The 14,053-nt window shown below is 71.3% G+C and carries 14 protein-coding genes; 8 read left to right on the forward strand and 6 right to left on the reverse strand.

Annotated elements, in window-relative coordinates; genetic code table 11:
* The 3 genes from AOK01_RS36355 to AOK01_RS36365 form a co-directional block, all read left to right on the forward strand.
* On the forward strand, positions 1-1,037 hold a 1,037-nt coding region (locus AOK01_RS36355), incomplete at its 5' end, for a CAP domain-containing protein (RefSeq protein WP_107100007.1).
* 152 nt (positions 1,038-1,189) lie between these two features.
* Positions 1,190-2,194: a cation diffusion facilitator family transporter gene (locus tag AOK01_RS36360; RefSeq protein ID WP_055519298.1), complete on the forward strand. Its 1,005-nt coding sequence runs from the start codon at positions 1,190-1,192 to the stop codon at positions 2,192-2,194.
* Between the two features lie 87 nt (positions 2,195-2,281).
* Positions 2,282-2,722 (forward strand): helix-turn-helix domain-containing protein, encoded by a 441-nt coding sequence (locus AOK01_RS36365; RefSeq protein WP_055519300.1) that lies wholly within the window; start codon positions 2,282-2,284, stop codon positions 2,720-2,722.
* A gap of 23 nt (positions 2,723-2,745) precedes the next feature.
* Here AOK01_RS36365 and AOK01_RS36370 read toward each other — a convergent pair whose 3' ends face one another.
* From AOK01_RS36370 to AOK01_RS36385, 4 genes are all read right to left on the reverse strand, one after another.
* Complete coding sequence (locus AOK01_RS36370; protein WP_055519302.1) at positions 2,746-3,351, reverse strand: ClpP family protease; 606 nt, start codon at positions 3,349-3,351, stop codon at positions 2,746-2,748.
* Between the two features lies 1 nt (position 3,352).
* The gene (locus tag AOK01_RS36375) at positions 3,353-4,000 is read right to left on the reverse strand and encodes an ATP-dependent Clp protease proteolytic subunit (RefSeq protein WP_055519305.1); all 648 of its coding nucleotides are present in this window, start codon (positions 3,998-4,000) and stop codon (positions 3,353-3,355) included.
* A gap of 120 nt (positions 4,001-4,120) precedes the next feature.
* On the reverse strand, positions 4,121-4,855 hold the full coding sequence (locus tag AOK01_RS36380) for a GntR family transcriptional regulator (protein ID WP_079104046.1): 735 nt from the start codon (positions 4,853-4,855) through the stop codon (positions 4,121-4,123).
* Between the two features lie 27 nt (positions 4,856-4,882).
* Positions 4,883-7,054 carry an alpha-N-acetylglucosaminidase gene (locus AOK01_RS36385; RefSeq protein ID WP_055519307.1) on the reverse strand — a complete coding sequence of 724 codons (2,172 nt, stop codon included), beginning with the start codon at positions 7,052-7,054 and terminating at the stop codon, positions 4,883-4,885.
* 197 nt (positions 7,055-7,251) lie between these two features.
* Here AOK01_RS36385 and AOK01_RS36390 point away from each other — a divergent pair, with 197 nt between their 5' ends.
* The 4 genes from AOK01_RS36390 to AOK01_RS36405 all read left to right on the forward strand — a co-directional run bounded on the left by AOK01_RS36390 (position 7,252) and on the right by AOK01_RS36405 (position 11,141).
* Entirely contained in the window at positions 7,252-8,001 is a 750-nt protein-coding gene (locus AOK01_RS36390) for a sugar isomerase domain-containing protein (RefSeq protein ID WP_063792924.1), read from the forward strand.
* 68 nt (positions 8,002-8,069) lie between these two features.
* Positions 8,070-9,413, forward strand: a complete 1,344-nt coding sequence (locus AOK01_RS36395; protein ID WP_055519311.1) for an ABC transporter substrate-binding protein — start codon at positions 8,070-8,072, stop codon at positions 9,411-9,413.
* Positions 9,403-10,317 carry a carbohydrate ABC transporter permease gene (locus AOK01_RS36400; protein WP_055519312.1) on the forward strand — a complete coding sequence of 305 codons (915 nt, stop codon included), beginning with the start codon at positions 9,403-9,405 and terminating at the stop codon, positions 10,315-10,317. Before AOK01_RS36395 ends, AOK01_RS36400 begins: the two co-directional genes overlap by 11 nt.
* Positions 10,314-11,141: a carbohydrate ABC transporter permease gene (locus tag AOK01_RS36405; protein WP_055519314.1), complete on the forward strand. Its 828-nt coding sequence runs from the start codon at positions 10,314-10,316 to the stop codon at positions 11,139-11,141. Before AOK01_RS36400 ends, AOK01_RS36405 begins: the two co-directional genes overlap by 4 nt.
* A gap of 90 nt (positions 11,142-11,231) precedes the next feature.
* Here the strand turns inward: AOK01_RS36405 and AOK01_RS36410 are convergent, their stop codons facing one another.
* Positions 11,232-11,444: a hypothetical protein gene (locus tag AOK01_RS36410; protein WP_055519316.1), complete on the reverse strand. Its 213-nt coding sequence runs from the start codon at positions 11,442-11,444 to the stop codon at positions 11,232-11,234.
* A 56-nt stretch (positions 11,445-11,500) separates the two neighbouring features.
* A complete protein-coding gene (locus AOK01_RS36415) occupies positions 11,501-12,145 on the reverse strand; it encodes a L,D-transpeptidase family protein (RefSeq protein ID WP_055519323.1) in 645 nt (214 codons plus the stop codon).
* A gap of 305 nt (positions 12,146-12,450) precedes the next feature.
* Here AOK01_RS36415 and AOK01_RS36420 point away from each other — a divergent pair, with 305 nt between their 5' ends.
* The gene (locus tag AOK01_RS36420) at positions 12,451-13,863 is read left to right on the forward strand and encodes a pyridoxal phosphate-dependent decarboxylase family protein (RefSeq protein WP_055519318.1); all 1,413 of its coding nucleotides are present in this window, start codon (positions 12,451-12,453) and stop codon (positions 13,861-13,863) included.
* Positions 13,864-14,053 lie beyond the last annotated feature (190 nt).

The following is a 14,053-nucleotide window of genomic DNA, read 5'->3' on the forward strand; positions in this document are numbered from 1 at the left end:
GAGCGGGAGCGGGCGCCGCTGCCCGGGGGCCCGTCGTCCCAGGTGCCGGGTCCGCCGGTTCCGGGTCCACCGGTCTCACCACGGCCCGGGGCGCCGCGCGTGCCGCGCTCGGGCGGCTCAGGGACGCCGGTCGCGCGCCGGGGCGCGGCTCCGGTACGGCAGCGGTTTCAGGCACCCGTGGCACACCCGCCGGGTCCGGACGGGTCGGCTCCGGGCCGGTCGGCTCCGGACTCGCCGCACCCGCCGCACCCGCTGGACCCGTCGCCGACGGCTTTCTGGGGCTCGTGAATTCCGCCCGTGCCTCCGTCGGTGTTCCTCCTGTCGCCCTCGACGCCCGTCTGACCGCCGCCGCGCGGGCGCATGCCGCGGGCATGGCGGCGCGAGGCCGGCTGGGCTCCGAGGGAGCGGACGGACTCTCCGTGCATCAGCGCGTCACCGCGGGCGGCTACGCGTATCTCACGATCGGCGAGCACCTCGTGTCGGGCCCGCTCGATCCGGCCGGGTTCGTGGAGTACTGCCTCTCGGGCGAGCAGTCCCGGCGGACGGTCCAGGACCCGGCGTTCACCGAGGCCGGTGTCGCCTGCGTGCCCGACAGCCGGACCGGCACGCTCTACTGGACGGCGCTGTGGGCGCGGCCCCTGACCTCCGACGGGCTGGCGCGGACCACCGCCGAGGTCGTCGCGCTCACCAACGCCGAGCGGGCCGCGGCCGGCCTGCCGCCGCTGACCGAGGACCCCCTGCTCATCAGGGCGGCGCAGGCGCACAGCGTGGACATGGTGGCTCGCGCGTTCTACTCCCACACCTCCCCCGACGGCAGCGAGCCCTGGCACCGGGCCGCCGCCGCGGGCAGCGCCCGCCGCACCATCGGCGAGAACATCGCCTGCGGCCAGCGCTCCCCCGCCGAGGTCGTACGGGGCTGGATGGACAGCCCCGGCCATCGCGCCAACATCCTCAAGCCCGCCTTCACCCACATAGGCGTCGGCTTCGCGGGCGGCGGCTCGGCGGGCACGTACTGGACCCAGCTCTTCGGCGCCTGACTCTGCCTCGCCGCAATCCGGCACCGCGTCACGTCGCCGCAGGTCAGAGGGCGGCTAACGATGATGACAACGGTCACCGATGCAGCCTTTGCCGATCTCCGTCAGGTGCGCTTCACTGCGGAGGACGGACACCGTAGCGAGGGGGGAGACTCATGACCAGCGCGCACCACGGCCACGAGCACGGGTCGGGCGGGCACGCGGGGCACTCGCACGGTGTCACCGCGGACGCGGACCGCCGATGGCTCGCGATCGCGCTGACGCTGATCACCTCGTTCATGGCGGCCGAGGTCGTCATCGGCGTCGTCGCCCGGTCGCTCGCCCTGATCTCCGACGCCGCGCACATGCTCACCGACGCCGTGTCCATCGTGCTGGCGCTCATCGCGATGCGGCTGGCCGAGCGGCCGGCCCGCGGCGGCTTCACGTACGGCCTGAAGCGGGCCGAGATCCTCTCCGCCCAGGCGAACGGACTGACCCTGTTGCTGCTCGGTGCCTGGCTTGCGTACGAGGCGGTGCGGCGGCTGTTCGATCCGCCCGAGGTGGCGGGCGGGCTGATGTTCTACACGGCCCTGGCGGGCATCGTGGTGAACGTGGCGGCGGCCTGGTGCATCTCGAAGGCCAACCGCACCTCGCTCAACATCGAGGGCGCCTACCAGCACATACTCAACGACCTGTTCGCGTTCATCGGCACCGCGATCGCCGGTCTCGTGGTGCTCCTGACCGGGTTCGCGCGCGCCGACGCCATCGCCACGCTGGTCGTGGTGGCCCTCATGTTCAAGGCCGGCTACGGGCTCGTACGGGAGTCGGGGCGGATCTTCCTTGAGGCGGCGCCCGCGCACCTCGACCCGGACGTCATCGGGGACCGGCTGGCCGCGCACTCCTCGGTCGCCGAAGTGCACGACCTCCATGTGTGGGCCATCACGTCGGGACAGCCCGCACTGTCCGCGCACGTCCTGGTCGAACCCGTCGCGGACTGCCACACGGTCCGCCGGGACCTGGAGAAGATGCTGCAGTGCGACTACGAGGTCAGTCACACCACTCTGCAGGTCGACCACGCTCGCGCGGACGTCCTGGAGGTCCGCACCGGCGCCGCCGCCGACGGCTCGCACTGCGACGCCGCGCACGGTCCTGTGCACCGGGACGAGCCGCACACCCACTGAGTGAACGGCACGGCCAGGACCCGTGATTCGCCGAGGGCAGAACGCGGCGGTCTCCCTGAAACGGGCCGCGCTTCTTAGGGTGGAGGGGTGAGCAGCCACGCGTCCGACCGAGCCCGCGTCATCCCTCTGCGACCCGTTCCGGCCGCCGCCGAACCATCCGCTCCGGCCGCACCGCCGGAGCTGGCGGAACCGGTGGAACCGGCGCCGAGGGAGCCCTTGTGGCGGGACGTCGTGGGTGACGTCCTGCGGCGCGAACGGCTCGCGCAGGAACGGACGCTCAAGGATGTCGCCGACGCGGCGCGTATCTCCATGCCGTACCTCTCCGAGCTGGAGCGCGGTCGCAAGGAGGCCTCGTCCGAGGTCCTCGCGGCCGCCGCGCACGCGCTCGGGCTCGGCCTCGCCGATCTGCTCGCCCTGTCGCACCGCCGTCTCATGCGTCAGGTCCGGCCCCGGCCCCTCGGGTCCCGCACCGCGCCGCGGCGCACGGAGGCACGCTCCCGGACGGGCGACATCCGCCTCGCCGCCTGAGGCGGACTCCTCGGGCGGACTCCTCAGGCGGCGACCGCAAGGCGCCGGCTGAGCACCTCGTCGGCGAGCCCGTACGCCACCGCCTCCTGCGCGGTGAAGACCTTGTCGCGGTCCATGTCGGCGCGCAGGGTCTCGACCCGGTGGTGGGTGTGCAGGGACAGGACCTCCTCGACCTGGGCACGGATCCGGACCATCTCCTTGGCCTGGAGGCTCAGGTCGGAGACGGTGCCCTGCGCACCGCCGCTCGCGGGCTGGCCGAGCAGCACGCGCGCGTGTTCCAGGATGAAGCGCCGGCCGGGGGCTCCCCCCGCCAGGAGCACCGCCGCGGTCGAGGCGGCCTGTCCGACGCAGAACGTCGAGATGGGCGCGCTGACGAAGCTCATCGTGTCGTAGATCGCCATGAGCGAAGTGAACGAGCCGCCGGGCGAGTTGAGGTAGATCGCGATCTCCCGCTCGGGCGCCGAGGACTCCAGGTGGAGCAGCTGGGCGATGACGACGTTGGCCACGCCGTCGTCGATGTCGGTGCCGAGGAAGATGATCCGCTCGGAGAGCAGCTTGCTGTAGATGTCGTACGCGCGCTCGCCCTGCGGGGTGCGCTCGACGACGTTCGGGATCGTGTACTGGCCCATGTCAGAGTCCCATCCGTCGCTTCGAGGAGGCCGGGCGGACGTCGCCGAGGGATTCGACGACCCGGTCGACCATGCCGTACTCCTTGGCCTGTTCGGCCGTGAACCAGCGGTCGCGGTCGCCGTCGCGGGAGATCGTCTCCTCGCTCTGGCCGGTGTGTTCGGCGGTGATGCGCTCGATGGTCTCCTTGGTGAACTGGAGGTTCTCGGCCTGGATGGCGATGTCGGCGGTGGTGCCGCCGATGCCGGCCGAGGGCTGGTGCATCATGACGCGCGCGTTCGGGAGCGAGTAGCGCTTGCCGGGGGTGCCGACGGTGAGCAGGAACTGCCCCATGCTCGCGGCGAATCCCATGGCCAGGGTCGACACGTCGTTCGGGATGAGCCGCATCGTGTCGTAGATCGCGAGGCCCGCGTGGACGGAACCGCCCGGACTGTTGATGTAGAGGCCGATGTCGGTGCGCGGGTCCTCCGCGGAGAGCAGGAGCAGTTGCGCGCAGACGCGGTTCGCGGAGGTTTCGTCGACCTGGGTGCCGAGGAAGATGATGCGCTGGTTGAGGAGTTGGGCGGCGAGGTGGTCGTCGAACCGTAACGGAGGGGTGTCCCCCTCCTCGGCCCGGGGCCCTGGGCCGAAGCCGGTGCTGCTGAGTGCCATCGCTCCTCCTGGCGGTGGCGCGGCCCGATGTGCCGCGGTGTCTCCACCCTCGGTGCGCCGGCTGCGACGCGGAAGGAATCTCGGCCCTCAGCAGATTCGCCGACGGCAGAGCGTGCGCCGTTACTTGGTCACCACCAGCGAGAACTCGTACAGGTCGCCCCGGCACAGCGATTCGCCGTACTCCACGACGTGGCCCGTCTCGTCGAACGCCGTGCGTCGGACCAGCAGGGCGGCGGAGCCCTCCTTGACACGGAGCAGCCCGGCCTGGCGGCCGGTCACGTTTACCGCGCGGATCTGTTGGGTGGCCCGCACGACCCGGACGCCCTGGGTGCTCTGCAGGGCTTCCGACAACGAGCCCTTGAGCAGTGACTCGTCCAGGTCCGGGAAACGCTCGACGGAGAGGTGGACGATCTCCAAGCAGATGGGAAAGCCGTCGCCGAGACGCAGCCGTTCGATGCGGTGGAGGGTGGTGCCGGGGTCGACACCCAGGGCTGTGGCGTGGTGCAGGTCGGCCTCGACGAGTTCCGCGGCGAGCAGTTCGGCGCTGGGCCGGTAGCCCCGCGAGCGCAGGTCCTCCGAGAACGAGGTGAGCGTCGACGTCTTGGTGACGTGGGGGTGCGAGACGAACGTGCCCACGCCCCGCACACTGCGGATGAGGCCGTCCTCGCGGAGCGCCTGGAGCGCGCGCCGGGCGGTCGCCCTGCTGACGTCGTACCGCTCGGCGAGCCGCCGTTCGGTGGGCAGCGCCTCGTCGGGGCGCATCCGGGCGATGTCGGCCTGGAGTCGTCGCCGCAACGCCTCGTGCTTGTAGGAGTCCGTCCTGTCGGCGTCCGAGCGCCTGTCCTCGACCGTCACATTCACTCCGCGGTTCGCACCTGTCCGCTATCCCTGCCGGACGCGGTAGCGGGGCATCAGCGTACGCACCACGTCCAGGGTCGCTCCGGCGGTGTCCGTTCCCGGTGCCGTCGCCCCGCTCCGGCCGGCCGCCCACCGCTCCTCCTGGGCGAGCAGGGCCGCCTCGAACTCCTCGGCCCCGTAAGGGGATCCGGTCTCCAGCGCCCGGGCGATGTGCTCGTACCAGCTTCGCCAGCGGGGCAGGTAGAACGTACCGACCAGGCCGGCCCAGTGGCGGCCCGAGTAGTCGTGCAGTTTGCTGCGGGTGTGGCCCCAGAGGGTGAGCAGGCGCCGGGCGTTGCCCTCGTACAGGTCGGCCTCGGCCGGGGTGGTGGCCCGGCCGCGGGCGTCGGCCAGCCAGGCGTCCAGCCGGTATTCGGGCCGGGTGGCCAGCAGTTCGTCCAAGTCCTCGATGGTGTCGAGCAGTTCGCCGGCGGCCCGGTGGAAGCCGTCGGCGTCCCGGGCCAGGGCCGCGTCCGCCGCCCGCCACTGCCGCGCGCACGCGACGTGGGTGAGCACCTGCGCGGTGACGTCGCACAGGTCCCGGCCGAGCGGTCCCGCGCTGTCCTCCGATGTCGTTTCGCCGGCCAGGAGCGTCCAGGCCTCGGCCAGGCCCGGTGGCACGTCGGGGGACGGAGGGTCGGCCAGGTGCACCGGGAGTTCGTGCCGCAGATCGCCCTCCAGCGTGGGCCGGCCGACGATCACCGAACCCGACGGCCCGGGTCCTTCGGCCGCGTACACGCTGTCGTGCAGCAGTTCCCAGGCGCGCAGCAGCCCGGGCGTCGCACGGCCGTACCGGGCCCTGGTCCAGGTGTCCAGCCAGGCCCGTACGTCGTCGACGGCGCCCTGCCAGGCGACGTCCGCGAGCAGCTCGTACAGGACCGGATCACCGCCGAACGCCTCCATGCTCGCGCCGACTCCGGACAGCGACCCACCGCGTACGTCGGCGCGTGCCCGGGCGGCGCCGGTGGCGACCTCGTCCAGTTTTCCGTAGAGCCCGGGCCGCCCGCCGAGGCTGTGGAGCATGCACCACACCCATGGCTTTCCCCGGTAGCCGTCGGTGCGCTGCCAGACCGGCCGGTGCTCGGCCCACAGATCCAGGACCAGCATTCCGTCGTCCGGGATGGCGTCGAGGAAGGCACGGGTCCGTTCCGGTGTCCAGTAGCGGGAGCGGTAGGAGAAGGGCCAGGCCTGGAGGACCCAGGTGGCCCGGTCGTCCACGGCGGTCATGACGCCGTGCACCGCCTGCGCGACCCGGGCGAGGTCGGCGGGATCGCTCACCGGCGGGGTCGTCTCGATGAACGGATCGGCGGCGTAGAGGTGGTCGGTGCCGAACAGCCGGGTCTGCTCGGTGAGGAGAGTGGTGCCGAACTCCTCGAAGAGCGGGTCGCGCGGGTCCAGCATGGCGACCTCGAAGTCCCACCAGGGAAGGGTCGTCGACCGGGCGCCCCGGTCCGCGATCAGCTCTCGCGGGGCGTGCCCGGAGAAGCCCTGGAGGACCGGCCGCATGCCCAGGGCGCGTTCCCGGTCGAGGATGCGCCGGCCGAGGTCGGCATGTCCGTCGATCCAGCTCTGCGGCAGGGGACCGGCCCAGCCGTCCAGCGAGGCGAGCCAGTTCCACGGCAGGTAGGCGGGCCCGCCGAGGAAGCTCCGGGCGGTCTCGTCGTCGAGGCCGGCGCTCAGCAGGGCCCGTTGCCAGGCCGCTTCCAGGCCGGTCATCGCCAGCGGCGTACTCACCCCGTGCAGGGCCATCCAGTCGATGTGGCGCTCCCAGCGCGCCCAGTCCCAGAACGCCGTGGTGTAGCCGAAGGTGCACACGTTGAAGTGGTAGCGGTGGAGGTACGGGGAGGTCGTCCGGGCGGCCGTGCCGGTGCGCGGCAGCCGGTCCGGCAGCCGGGGCACGGGCGCGTCCCACGTGATCTGCGTGCCGCAGGCGGTCCGCAGGTACCAGCGCAGCGCCGAGGCGACCGCGACACCGCTGGAGCCGCGCAGGACCACGCCACCCGGCCCGGCGTCGACCTCGTACCAGTCGGGCGCGGGGGCCCCGTGGCCTGCGGGCACCACGTCGGCGGTGAACTCCGCGGCCCGGTCCCCCAGCAGGCGGCGCAGCAGGTGCCGGGCGGCCGGTGTTCCCGTGCCCGGTTCCTCGGGAGGTGTCATCGCCGGACCACTCCTGCCTCGACCACTGTGGTACGTACCACGGAACTCTCGACGCTAGACGCGACACTCGGAGCGGTCAAGGAAGTCGACCAGAAAGAAGGCCGATCGGTCGTGGGGCTGGGCAGCGCCATACCCCTCTGGTACGGTCCACAGCCACGCCAGCGGCTCCGTTCGACACCTCGGGTGGCCTCGACACGATGAACGCCGATCTCGCTTATGCCGATCTCGCTTATTTTGCCGCGCTCCAGGAGAACCTCACCGCGTTGGCGACCGCCGAGCGGCCCGCGATCGAGCGTGCCGCCCGCGCCGTCGCGGACAGCGTCGCCGCCGGGGGCGTCGTCCACTACTTCGGCAGTGGCCACTCGCAACTCGTCGCCCTCGAACCGCTGCAGCGCGCCGGCGGTCTCGCACCGGTCAACGTCATCGCGGACCCGGCGCTCTCCCCGGTCGCCCCGCGGCACGCCGGCGCGGCCGAACGCGTCAGCGGCTACGCCGCGGCGATCCTCCGTACGGCGGACATCAGGGCGGGCGAGGTGGTGGTCGTCGTCTCGAACTCCGGGATCAACGCCGTGCCCGTCGAATTCGCCCTCGGCGCCCGGGAGTTGGGGGCGACCGTCGTCGCCGTCACCAGCCGGGCGCACTCCCTGGCCGCCGCGTCACGGCACACGGGCGGGCAGCGCCTGCTCGACGTCGCCGACATCGTCATCGACACCCACGGCCCGCCCGGTGACACGGTGGTGCCGCTGGGCGACCTGGCCGTGGGAGCCCTGTCGACGGTGCTGGGGGCGGCCCTCGTCAACGCCCTGACCTGCCGGGCGGCCCAGTTGATCGCCGAACACCACGGGCAGGAACCGCCGTTGATCGTCAGCCAGAACACCGACGCCGACGCCGAGCGCCGCAACGGCGAGCTGCTGGAACGGGTCAAGGACCGCTGCCCGAGAGGCTGACAGAGCCGTCTGCCCGAGGGGCCGGCGTACCGATCTCCGAACGACGAGACCACGCAAGGAGGCCGAGGATGGACAGCACACAGCGGGTGCGCCGCCGCATCGCCGCGACGGTCTGCGCCGTCGCCCTGGTGCTCCCGCTCACCGCGTGCGAGGCGCTCACCCCGGGCAGCGCGACGGCGGTGCCGGGTCCCACCAGCGTGCCGTCCTCGACCGCCGTGCCGGACGGGGACGTCACGCTGCGACTGCAGTTCGCCGACGCCCCGTTGATGGTCGACGCGCTGATCGCCGCGTTCGAGAAAGAGCACCCGCACATCGGCGTCGAGCCGCAGTACAAGACGTTCTCGGACTACGTCCAGAACCTCAAGCTGACCATGACCTCCGACACGGCGCCCGACATCGCGCAGTACGCGGTCGGGATGACCGACCTCGCGGCGGACGGCCACATCCTCGACCTGGCGCCCTACCGGGAGGCGTACGGCTGGGACGACGCCATTCCCCCGGTCAGTCTCGACCAGCTCACCGCGGGCCGGACCAGTGAGGCCACCGGAGGGCGGGCCCTGTTCGGGGTCCCGGCCGGGCTGTCCATGACGGGCATCTACTACAACAAGGAACTCGCCGAGAAGGCCGGCATCGGCGCTCCGCCCACGACACTCGCGGAGTTCGAGAAGCAGCTCGCCGCGGCCAAGAACGCGGACCTGACTCCGCTCGGCGTCGGCGCACTCGACTCCGGCGGCCTGCACCTGTGGGCCGCGCTGCTCAACCAGCTGATGCCCACGGACGAGTACTGGGACTGGGTGAACGGCAAGAAGGGCGCCACCATGGAGAACCCGGCTGCGGTCGAGGCCAGTGAACTCATGGTCGAGTGGGGCCGCAAGGGCTACTACAACGAGTCCGCGAACGGCACCGCGCAGGTCGACTCCACCGCCCAGTTCGCCAAGGGCGACAGTGTCTTCCTGATCAACGGCAACTGGGCGGCCGGACAGTTGGCCACCGTCATGGGGGACAACGTCGGCTTCTTCCCGATGCCCGGCGAGAAGGCCGGCTCCCCCACGGTGGCCTCGGGGTTCAGCGTGTCCTACGCCGTGTCGTCCAAGACCGAACACCCCCAGGCGGCAGGCGCGTTCCTCGACTTCCTGACCTCGCCCGAGGCGGGCCAGATCATCAGCGACAACGGTTTCCTGCCGCCCAACCCCGAGGCCGTGAAGAAGCCGGCGGGCGTGCTCGCGGACATCGCGGAGGGCCACCGGCGGGCCGTGGCCGACGACGGGATCACCACGTTCCCCGACTTCGCCGCGCCCGCGATGCTCGACAGGCTGCGCTCCGGCGTCCAGAAGCTCATCGCGGACCGCGTCGCGCCGGCCGAGTACCTCGACTCTCTTCAGGACGAGTGGGAGGACCATCATGGGGAGTAGGCCACCGGTCCGTGGCCGGGAGGCCCGTAGCCGGCAGGCCCGCGGCCGAAGCCGGTGGCGCGGGTACGTGTACGTCCTGCCCGCGTTCGCCGTCTACTTCGCGTTCGCTGTGCTGCCCGCCCTGCACACGGCATATCTGTCACTGTTCGAGTGGGACGGCGTCACCCTCGGCGACTGGGTCGGCCTCGGCAACTACGCGGAGATCTTCCAGGACCCGATCCTGCGCCGGTCGGTGTTCAACGCCCTGGTCCTGGTGGTGTTCTTCTCCTTCGTGCCCATCGTGATCGGGCTGGTGTCCACCGGCCTCCTCGCCCGTTACCGGCGGCCCGGCATGGGGGCGTACCGCTTCCTGTTCATGCTGCCGCAGGTCGTTCCGCTCGTCGCGGTCGGTGTGACCTGGCGCTGGCTGTACGGGGACGACGGGGTGGTCAACCAGGTGTTCCGCGCGGTCGGTCTCGACGGGGTGACCCGTGCGTGGCTGGGCGACTTCGGTGCCGCGCTGATCGCCGTGGGACTCGTCGGCACCTGGGTGCTGAGCGGCCTGTGCATGATGCTCTTCCTCAGCGGCGTACAGAAGGTGGACCCCAGCCTGTACGAGGCGGCCCGGATCGACGGCGCGGGCCCCGTCCGCGAGTTCGTCTCCGTGACCCTGCCGCAGCTGCGCGGTGAACTCGCCGTCGCCATGACCGTCACGACGGTGGCCGCGCTGGCCAGCTTCGACATCGTGTACGTGACGACGAACGGCGGCCCGGGCGAGCAGACGACGGTCCCCGGCCTCCTCGTGTACCGACTGGCGTTCTCCGAGGGCAAGGTGGGGCTCGCCGCGGCCCTGGCCGTCGTCCTGAGCATCCTGATACTCGCGATCGTCTACCTCATCAACCGACTGTCGAGGGATCGGACATGAACACCGTCGCGCGCTCGGAACGCTGGTCCGGCTACGCGCTCCTCACCGTCATGGCGATCGTCGTCGTGATCCCGTTCCTCAGCGTCTTCCTCGCCTCGCTCCAGCCGGCGGGCACCCCGGTGGTGGGCCTGACCTGGCCGGAGCGGTGGAGCTGGGACAACTACGAGACGGCGTGGTCGGTCGCCGGCTTCTCCGACCTCATCCGGCACAGCCTCGTCATCGCGGTCGGCGTGGTCCCCGCCTGCCTGGTCCTCTCCGCGCTGGCGGGCTACGCGCTGGGCACGATGAACCTTCCCGGCGGCAACGCGGTGGCGGCGTTCTTCATCGCGGGCCTCACGATCCCGGTGGAGCTGATCGTGGTGCCCCTCTACTTCGACCTGCGGAGCCTGGGCCTGACCAATTCGTACCTGGGCGTGATCCTGGTGGAGATCGCGCTGTTCATGCCGTTCAGCGTGTTCTGGATGCGCACCCACTTCCAGTCGACGCCCACATCGCTGGTGGAGGCGGCCCGGATCGACGGCGCCTCGTCGGCCACCATCCTGGTACGGATTCTGCTCCCGCTGGCCCGGCCGTCCCTGATGACACTCGGACTGCTCGTCTTCATGTGGTCGTGGAACCAGTTCCTGCTGGTGCTGGTCCTCATCCAGGACACCACCAAGCACACGGCGCCCGCGGGTCTGGGCTTCTTCGTCGGTCAGAACAGCACGGACATCCCCACGCTGGCGGCGGGGACGATCATCGTGATGCTGCCGATCCTGATCCTCTTCGTCGTCTTCCAGCGCAGCTTCATCGCGGGACTGCTCCAGGGGGCGATGAAGGGCTGAAGAACTGAAGGGCCGACCCGGGATTCGGGGCCGGAACACCGCACCGCCGGAGGACTCGTAGGCGGACCGTACGGTCGGGCGACCGTACGGTCAGGCCGCCTTCGACGAGTCCGCGTGCCAGTGCGGCCGGGGGGTCGCTGACGCCCACTCCAGGACGAGCCGCTGGTACTCCCGCCGCTGCTCGCCGCTCAGCGTCCCGCCGGCCCGGAGCCACAGGGCCCGGATCTCTTCGTTGACCTCGGCGGCTGATCGCTGCGTGGCTCCCGGCGCACGACGGTGAGTGGTGGACATACCGTGAATCATACGGGGCTCTGCGTGAAGACCATGTGAGTTATCGCTGTGATCCTCACCGCCTCCCGTCAGGTGCCCGGCTTGCGGCCGTACACGTAGACGTCGTCGTTCTTCTTCAGCAGCGACCAGTACTTCTTGGCGTCCGTCTTCGTCATGTTGACGCAGCCGTGCGAGCCGGGCGGGTTCCACATGCTCACGCCGACCGAGTGGAAGGCCTGGCCGCCGTCGAAGAACTGGCTGTAGGGCATGGGCACGTCGTAGATGGTCGAGACGTGGTCGATGTTGCGCCAGTAGACCTTCGTCAGGCCGGTGCGGGTCTCGTATCCGTTGCGGCCCGTACGCACCGGGACCGGTCCGTACACGAGGGTCTTGCCGTCCTGGATCCAGCTGAGCTGGAGTGTCAGGTCGACGCAGGCGATGCGCCCCTTGTTGACCGGGCATTTGCCGTCTTTGTTGGGATTCTTCCCTACGGCTTTCTGCTTGTTCATCAGGTCCATCACGCCCCAGGTGACGGGGCCCGCGTAGCCGATGTTCGGGGTGATGCCGTGCTTGGTCTGGAAGGCCTTGGTCGCCTTGCAGTCGGCGGCGGACTGCTTGCCGTCGACGGGCCGGCCGAGGAACTTCTCCACCTGCTTCTGATACGGGCCGCTCGTCGTGGTGCAACTCGCCGCGTGCGCGGGCGTCACGCCCAGTGCGACGGCCAGCGGCGCCATCAGCCCGGTGATCCCCAGCACGACGGCTGCCCGTCGGCGTACGTCACCTCGGCGTACGTCATCTCCGCGTACGTCACCTCTGCGAGCGCCACCTCTGCGTATGTGCCCCATGGTCAGGCCTTCCCCTTCGTTCCGGTCGATCCCTGTCAGTGTCAGCTAGACCCGCACCGGGGCAGTTCAGTTGTGGGGGCCCGCCCGGCTGGAACGAAACGGTGACATGGTCTTGAACCGGCTCATTCGGCACGGGGTCGCTTCTCCGCGATCGGCCCCTGCTTCCGTAGGGCTGCCCGCCTACGCTACCCGCTATGCATCCCGCACTCGCCGACGACCTCTCCCGGCTCCCCGAGCTCCTGCAGTCCGCCCGTGACTTCGCCGCCCGGGAGGTGTCGGGGATCGGGGACCGCCCTGTGGTTCCACCGGCCGAGACGACGAAAGCGCGGCCCCTCCCGGCCGAGGGCGTGGGCGCGGAGGGCGCCCTCGCACGGTTCGCCGAGCGGTGGGCGCCCGGCTTCTCCGCCTCCGCGGGCCCCCGCTACCTCGGCTTCGTGACCGGCGGCGCGACCCCGGCCGCGGTCACCGGGGACTGGCTGACCAGCGCCTACGACCAGAACGCCACCGGGGGAGACGCTTCCTCGGCGAGCGGTCTCGAACGGGAGACGCTGGGCTGGCTGCGCGAGCTGTTCGGGCTCGGCGAGGCACACAGCGGTGCCTTCGTGACGGGCGCCACCGTGTCCAACACCGTCGGCCTGGCACTGGCGCGCGAATGGCTGGGCGAGCGTCTGGGGGTCCGCGTGTCCGATGCCGGCGCCGCCGCACTCGGTCCGGTCGACGTGCTCTCCGGCAGCCCGCACTCCAGCATCCCCAAAGCCCTGTCCGTTCTCGGCATCGGCCGCGACCGGCTGCGTACGGTACCGGTGCTGCCCGGCGGCCGGGAGGCCGTCGACGTGGCGCGGCTGGCCGACGCGCTCGAAGCCCTTGACGGGCGCCCGGCCGTCGTCGTGGCCAACGCCGGGACGGTCAACACGGTCGACTTCGACGACCTGCGGGCGATCGCGGAGCTCAAGGAGCGGTACGACTTCTGGCTGCACGTGGACGCCGCGTTCGGCGGTTTCGCCGCGCTGTCCCCCGAGCACGCCCACCTGACCGACGGCATCGACGCCGCCGACTCGGTCTGCGTCGATCTGCACAAGTGGCTCAACGTCCCGTACGACGCGGCCGTGCAGTTCACCCGCCACCGGAATCTGCAGGTGCGGGTCTTCCACAACGCGTCGCCGTACCTCGGACTGCCCACGGGCGAGCCCGACTTCGTGCATCTCACGCCCGAGAACTCACGTCGGCTGCGGGCCCTCCCGGCCTGGTTCTCGCTCGCCGCGTACGGCCGCGCGGGGCACCGGGAGATCGTCGAGCGGAACGTGGCGCAGGCCCGGCGGCTCGGCGAGGGCATCGCTGCCGTACCGGAACTGCGCCTGCTCGCCCCGGTCCGGCTGAACGTCGTCTGCTTCACGCTCGCCGGGTCCGCCACCCGGGAACGGGTGCACGCGCTGGGCCGGGCGGTCGCGGAGTCCGGCGAGGCGTTCCTGACACCGACGTTCTACGAGGGCGCACACGCGCTGCGGGCCGCGTTCAGCAACTGGCGGACGTCCGAGACCGATACGGACCGGGTGCTCGAAGCCGTGACACGGGCGGCCGGTTCTCCGCGGCCGGCCACGGGCTCGTAGCCGCGCCGCCCCTTCCCCCTTGCGGCCCCCTGTGCTTGTCTGGGGGCCGTTTTCGGTGACCGGGGCGGGAGTTGCCGCATGGGCAGGCCGTGGATCGTCGGAGTGCGGGCGGGCGCACTGGCGGGAGCACTGGCAGGAGCGCTGCTGCTCACCGCGTGCGGGGATCCCTCGTCGGCCCCCGGGCCCGGGC

The sequence above is a fragment of the Streptomyces aurantiacus genome (assembly GCF_001418335.1).
Lineage (GTDB): Bacteria > Actinomycetota > Actinomycetes > Streptomycetales > Streptomycetaceae > Streptomyces > Streptomyces aurantiacus.

Excerpts from the sequence above, each read along its gene's own strand:
- AOK01_RS36360 (WP_055519298.1), top strand. The coding sequence starts at position 1,190 with ATGACCAGCGCGCACCACGGCCACGAGCACGGGTCGGGCGGGCACGCG.
- AOK01_RS36370 (WP_055519302.1), bottom strand. The coding sequence starts at position 3,351 with ATGGGCCAGTACACGATCCCGAACGTCGTCGAGCGCACCCCGCAGGGC.
- AOK01_RS36375 (WP_055519305.1), bottom strand. The coding sequence starts at position 4,000 with ATGGCACTCAGCAGCACCGGCTTCGGCCCAGGGCCCCGGGCCGAGGAG.
- AOK01_RS36385 (WP_055519307.1), bottom strand. The coding sequence starts at position 7,054 with ATGACACCTCCCGAGGAACCGGGCACGGGAACACCGGCCGCCCGGCAC.
- AOK01_RS36390 (WP_063792924.1), top strand. The coding sequence starts at position 7,252 with ATGAACGCCGATCTCGCTTATGCCGATCTCGCTTATTTTGCCGCGCTC.
- AOK01_RS36395 (WP_055519311.1), top strand. The coding sequence starts at position 8,070 with ATGGACAGCACACAGCGGGTGCGCCGCCGCATCGCCGCGACGGTCTGC.
- AOK01_RS36400 (WP_055519312.1), top strand. The coding sequence starts at position 9,403 with ATGGGGAGTAGGCCACCGGTCCGTGGCCGGGAGGCCCGTAGCCGGCAG.
- AOK01_RS36405 (WP_055519314.1), top strand. The coding sequence starts at position 10,314 with ATGAACACCGTCGCGCGCTCGGAACGCTGGTCCGGCTACGCGCTCCTC.
- AOK01_RS36410 (WP_055519316.1), bottom strand. The coding sequence starts at position 11,444 with ATGATTCACGGTATGTCCACCACTCACCGTCGTGCGCCGGGAGCCACG.
- AOK01_RS36415 (WP_055519323.1), bottom strand. The coding sequence starts at position 12,145 with ATGGCGCCGCTGGCCGTCGCACTGGGCGTGACGCCCGCGCACGCGGCG.
- AOK01_RS36420 (WP_055519318.1), top strand. The coding sequence starts at position 12,451 with ATGCATCCCGCACTCGCCGACGACCTCTCCCGGCTCCCCGAGCTCCTG.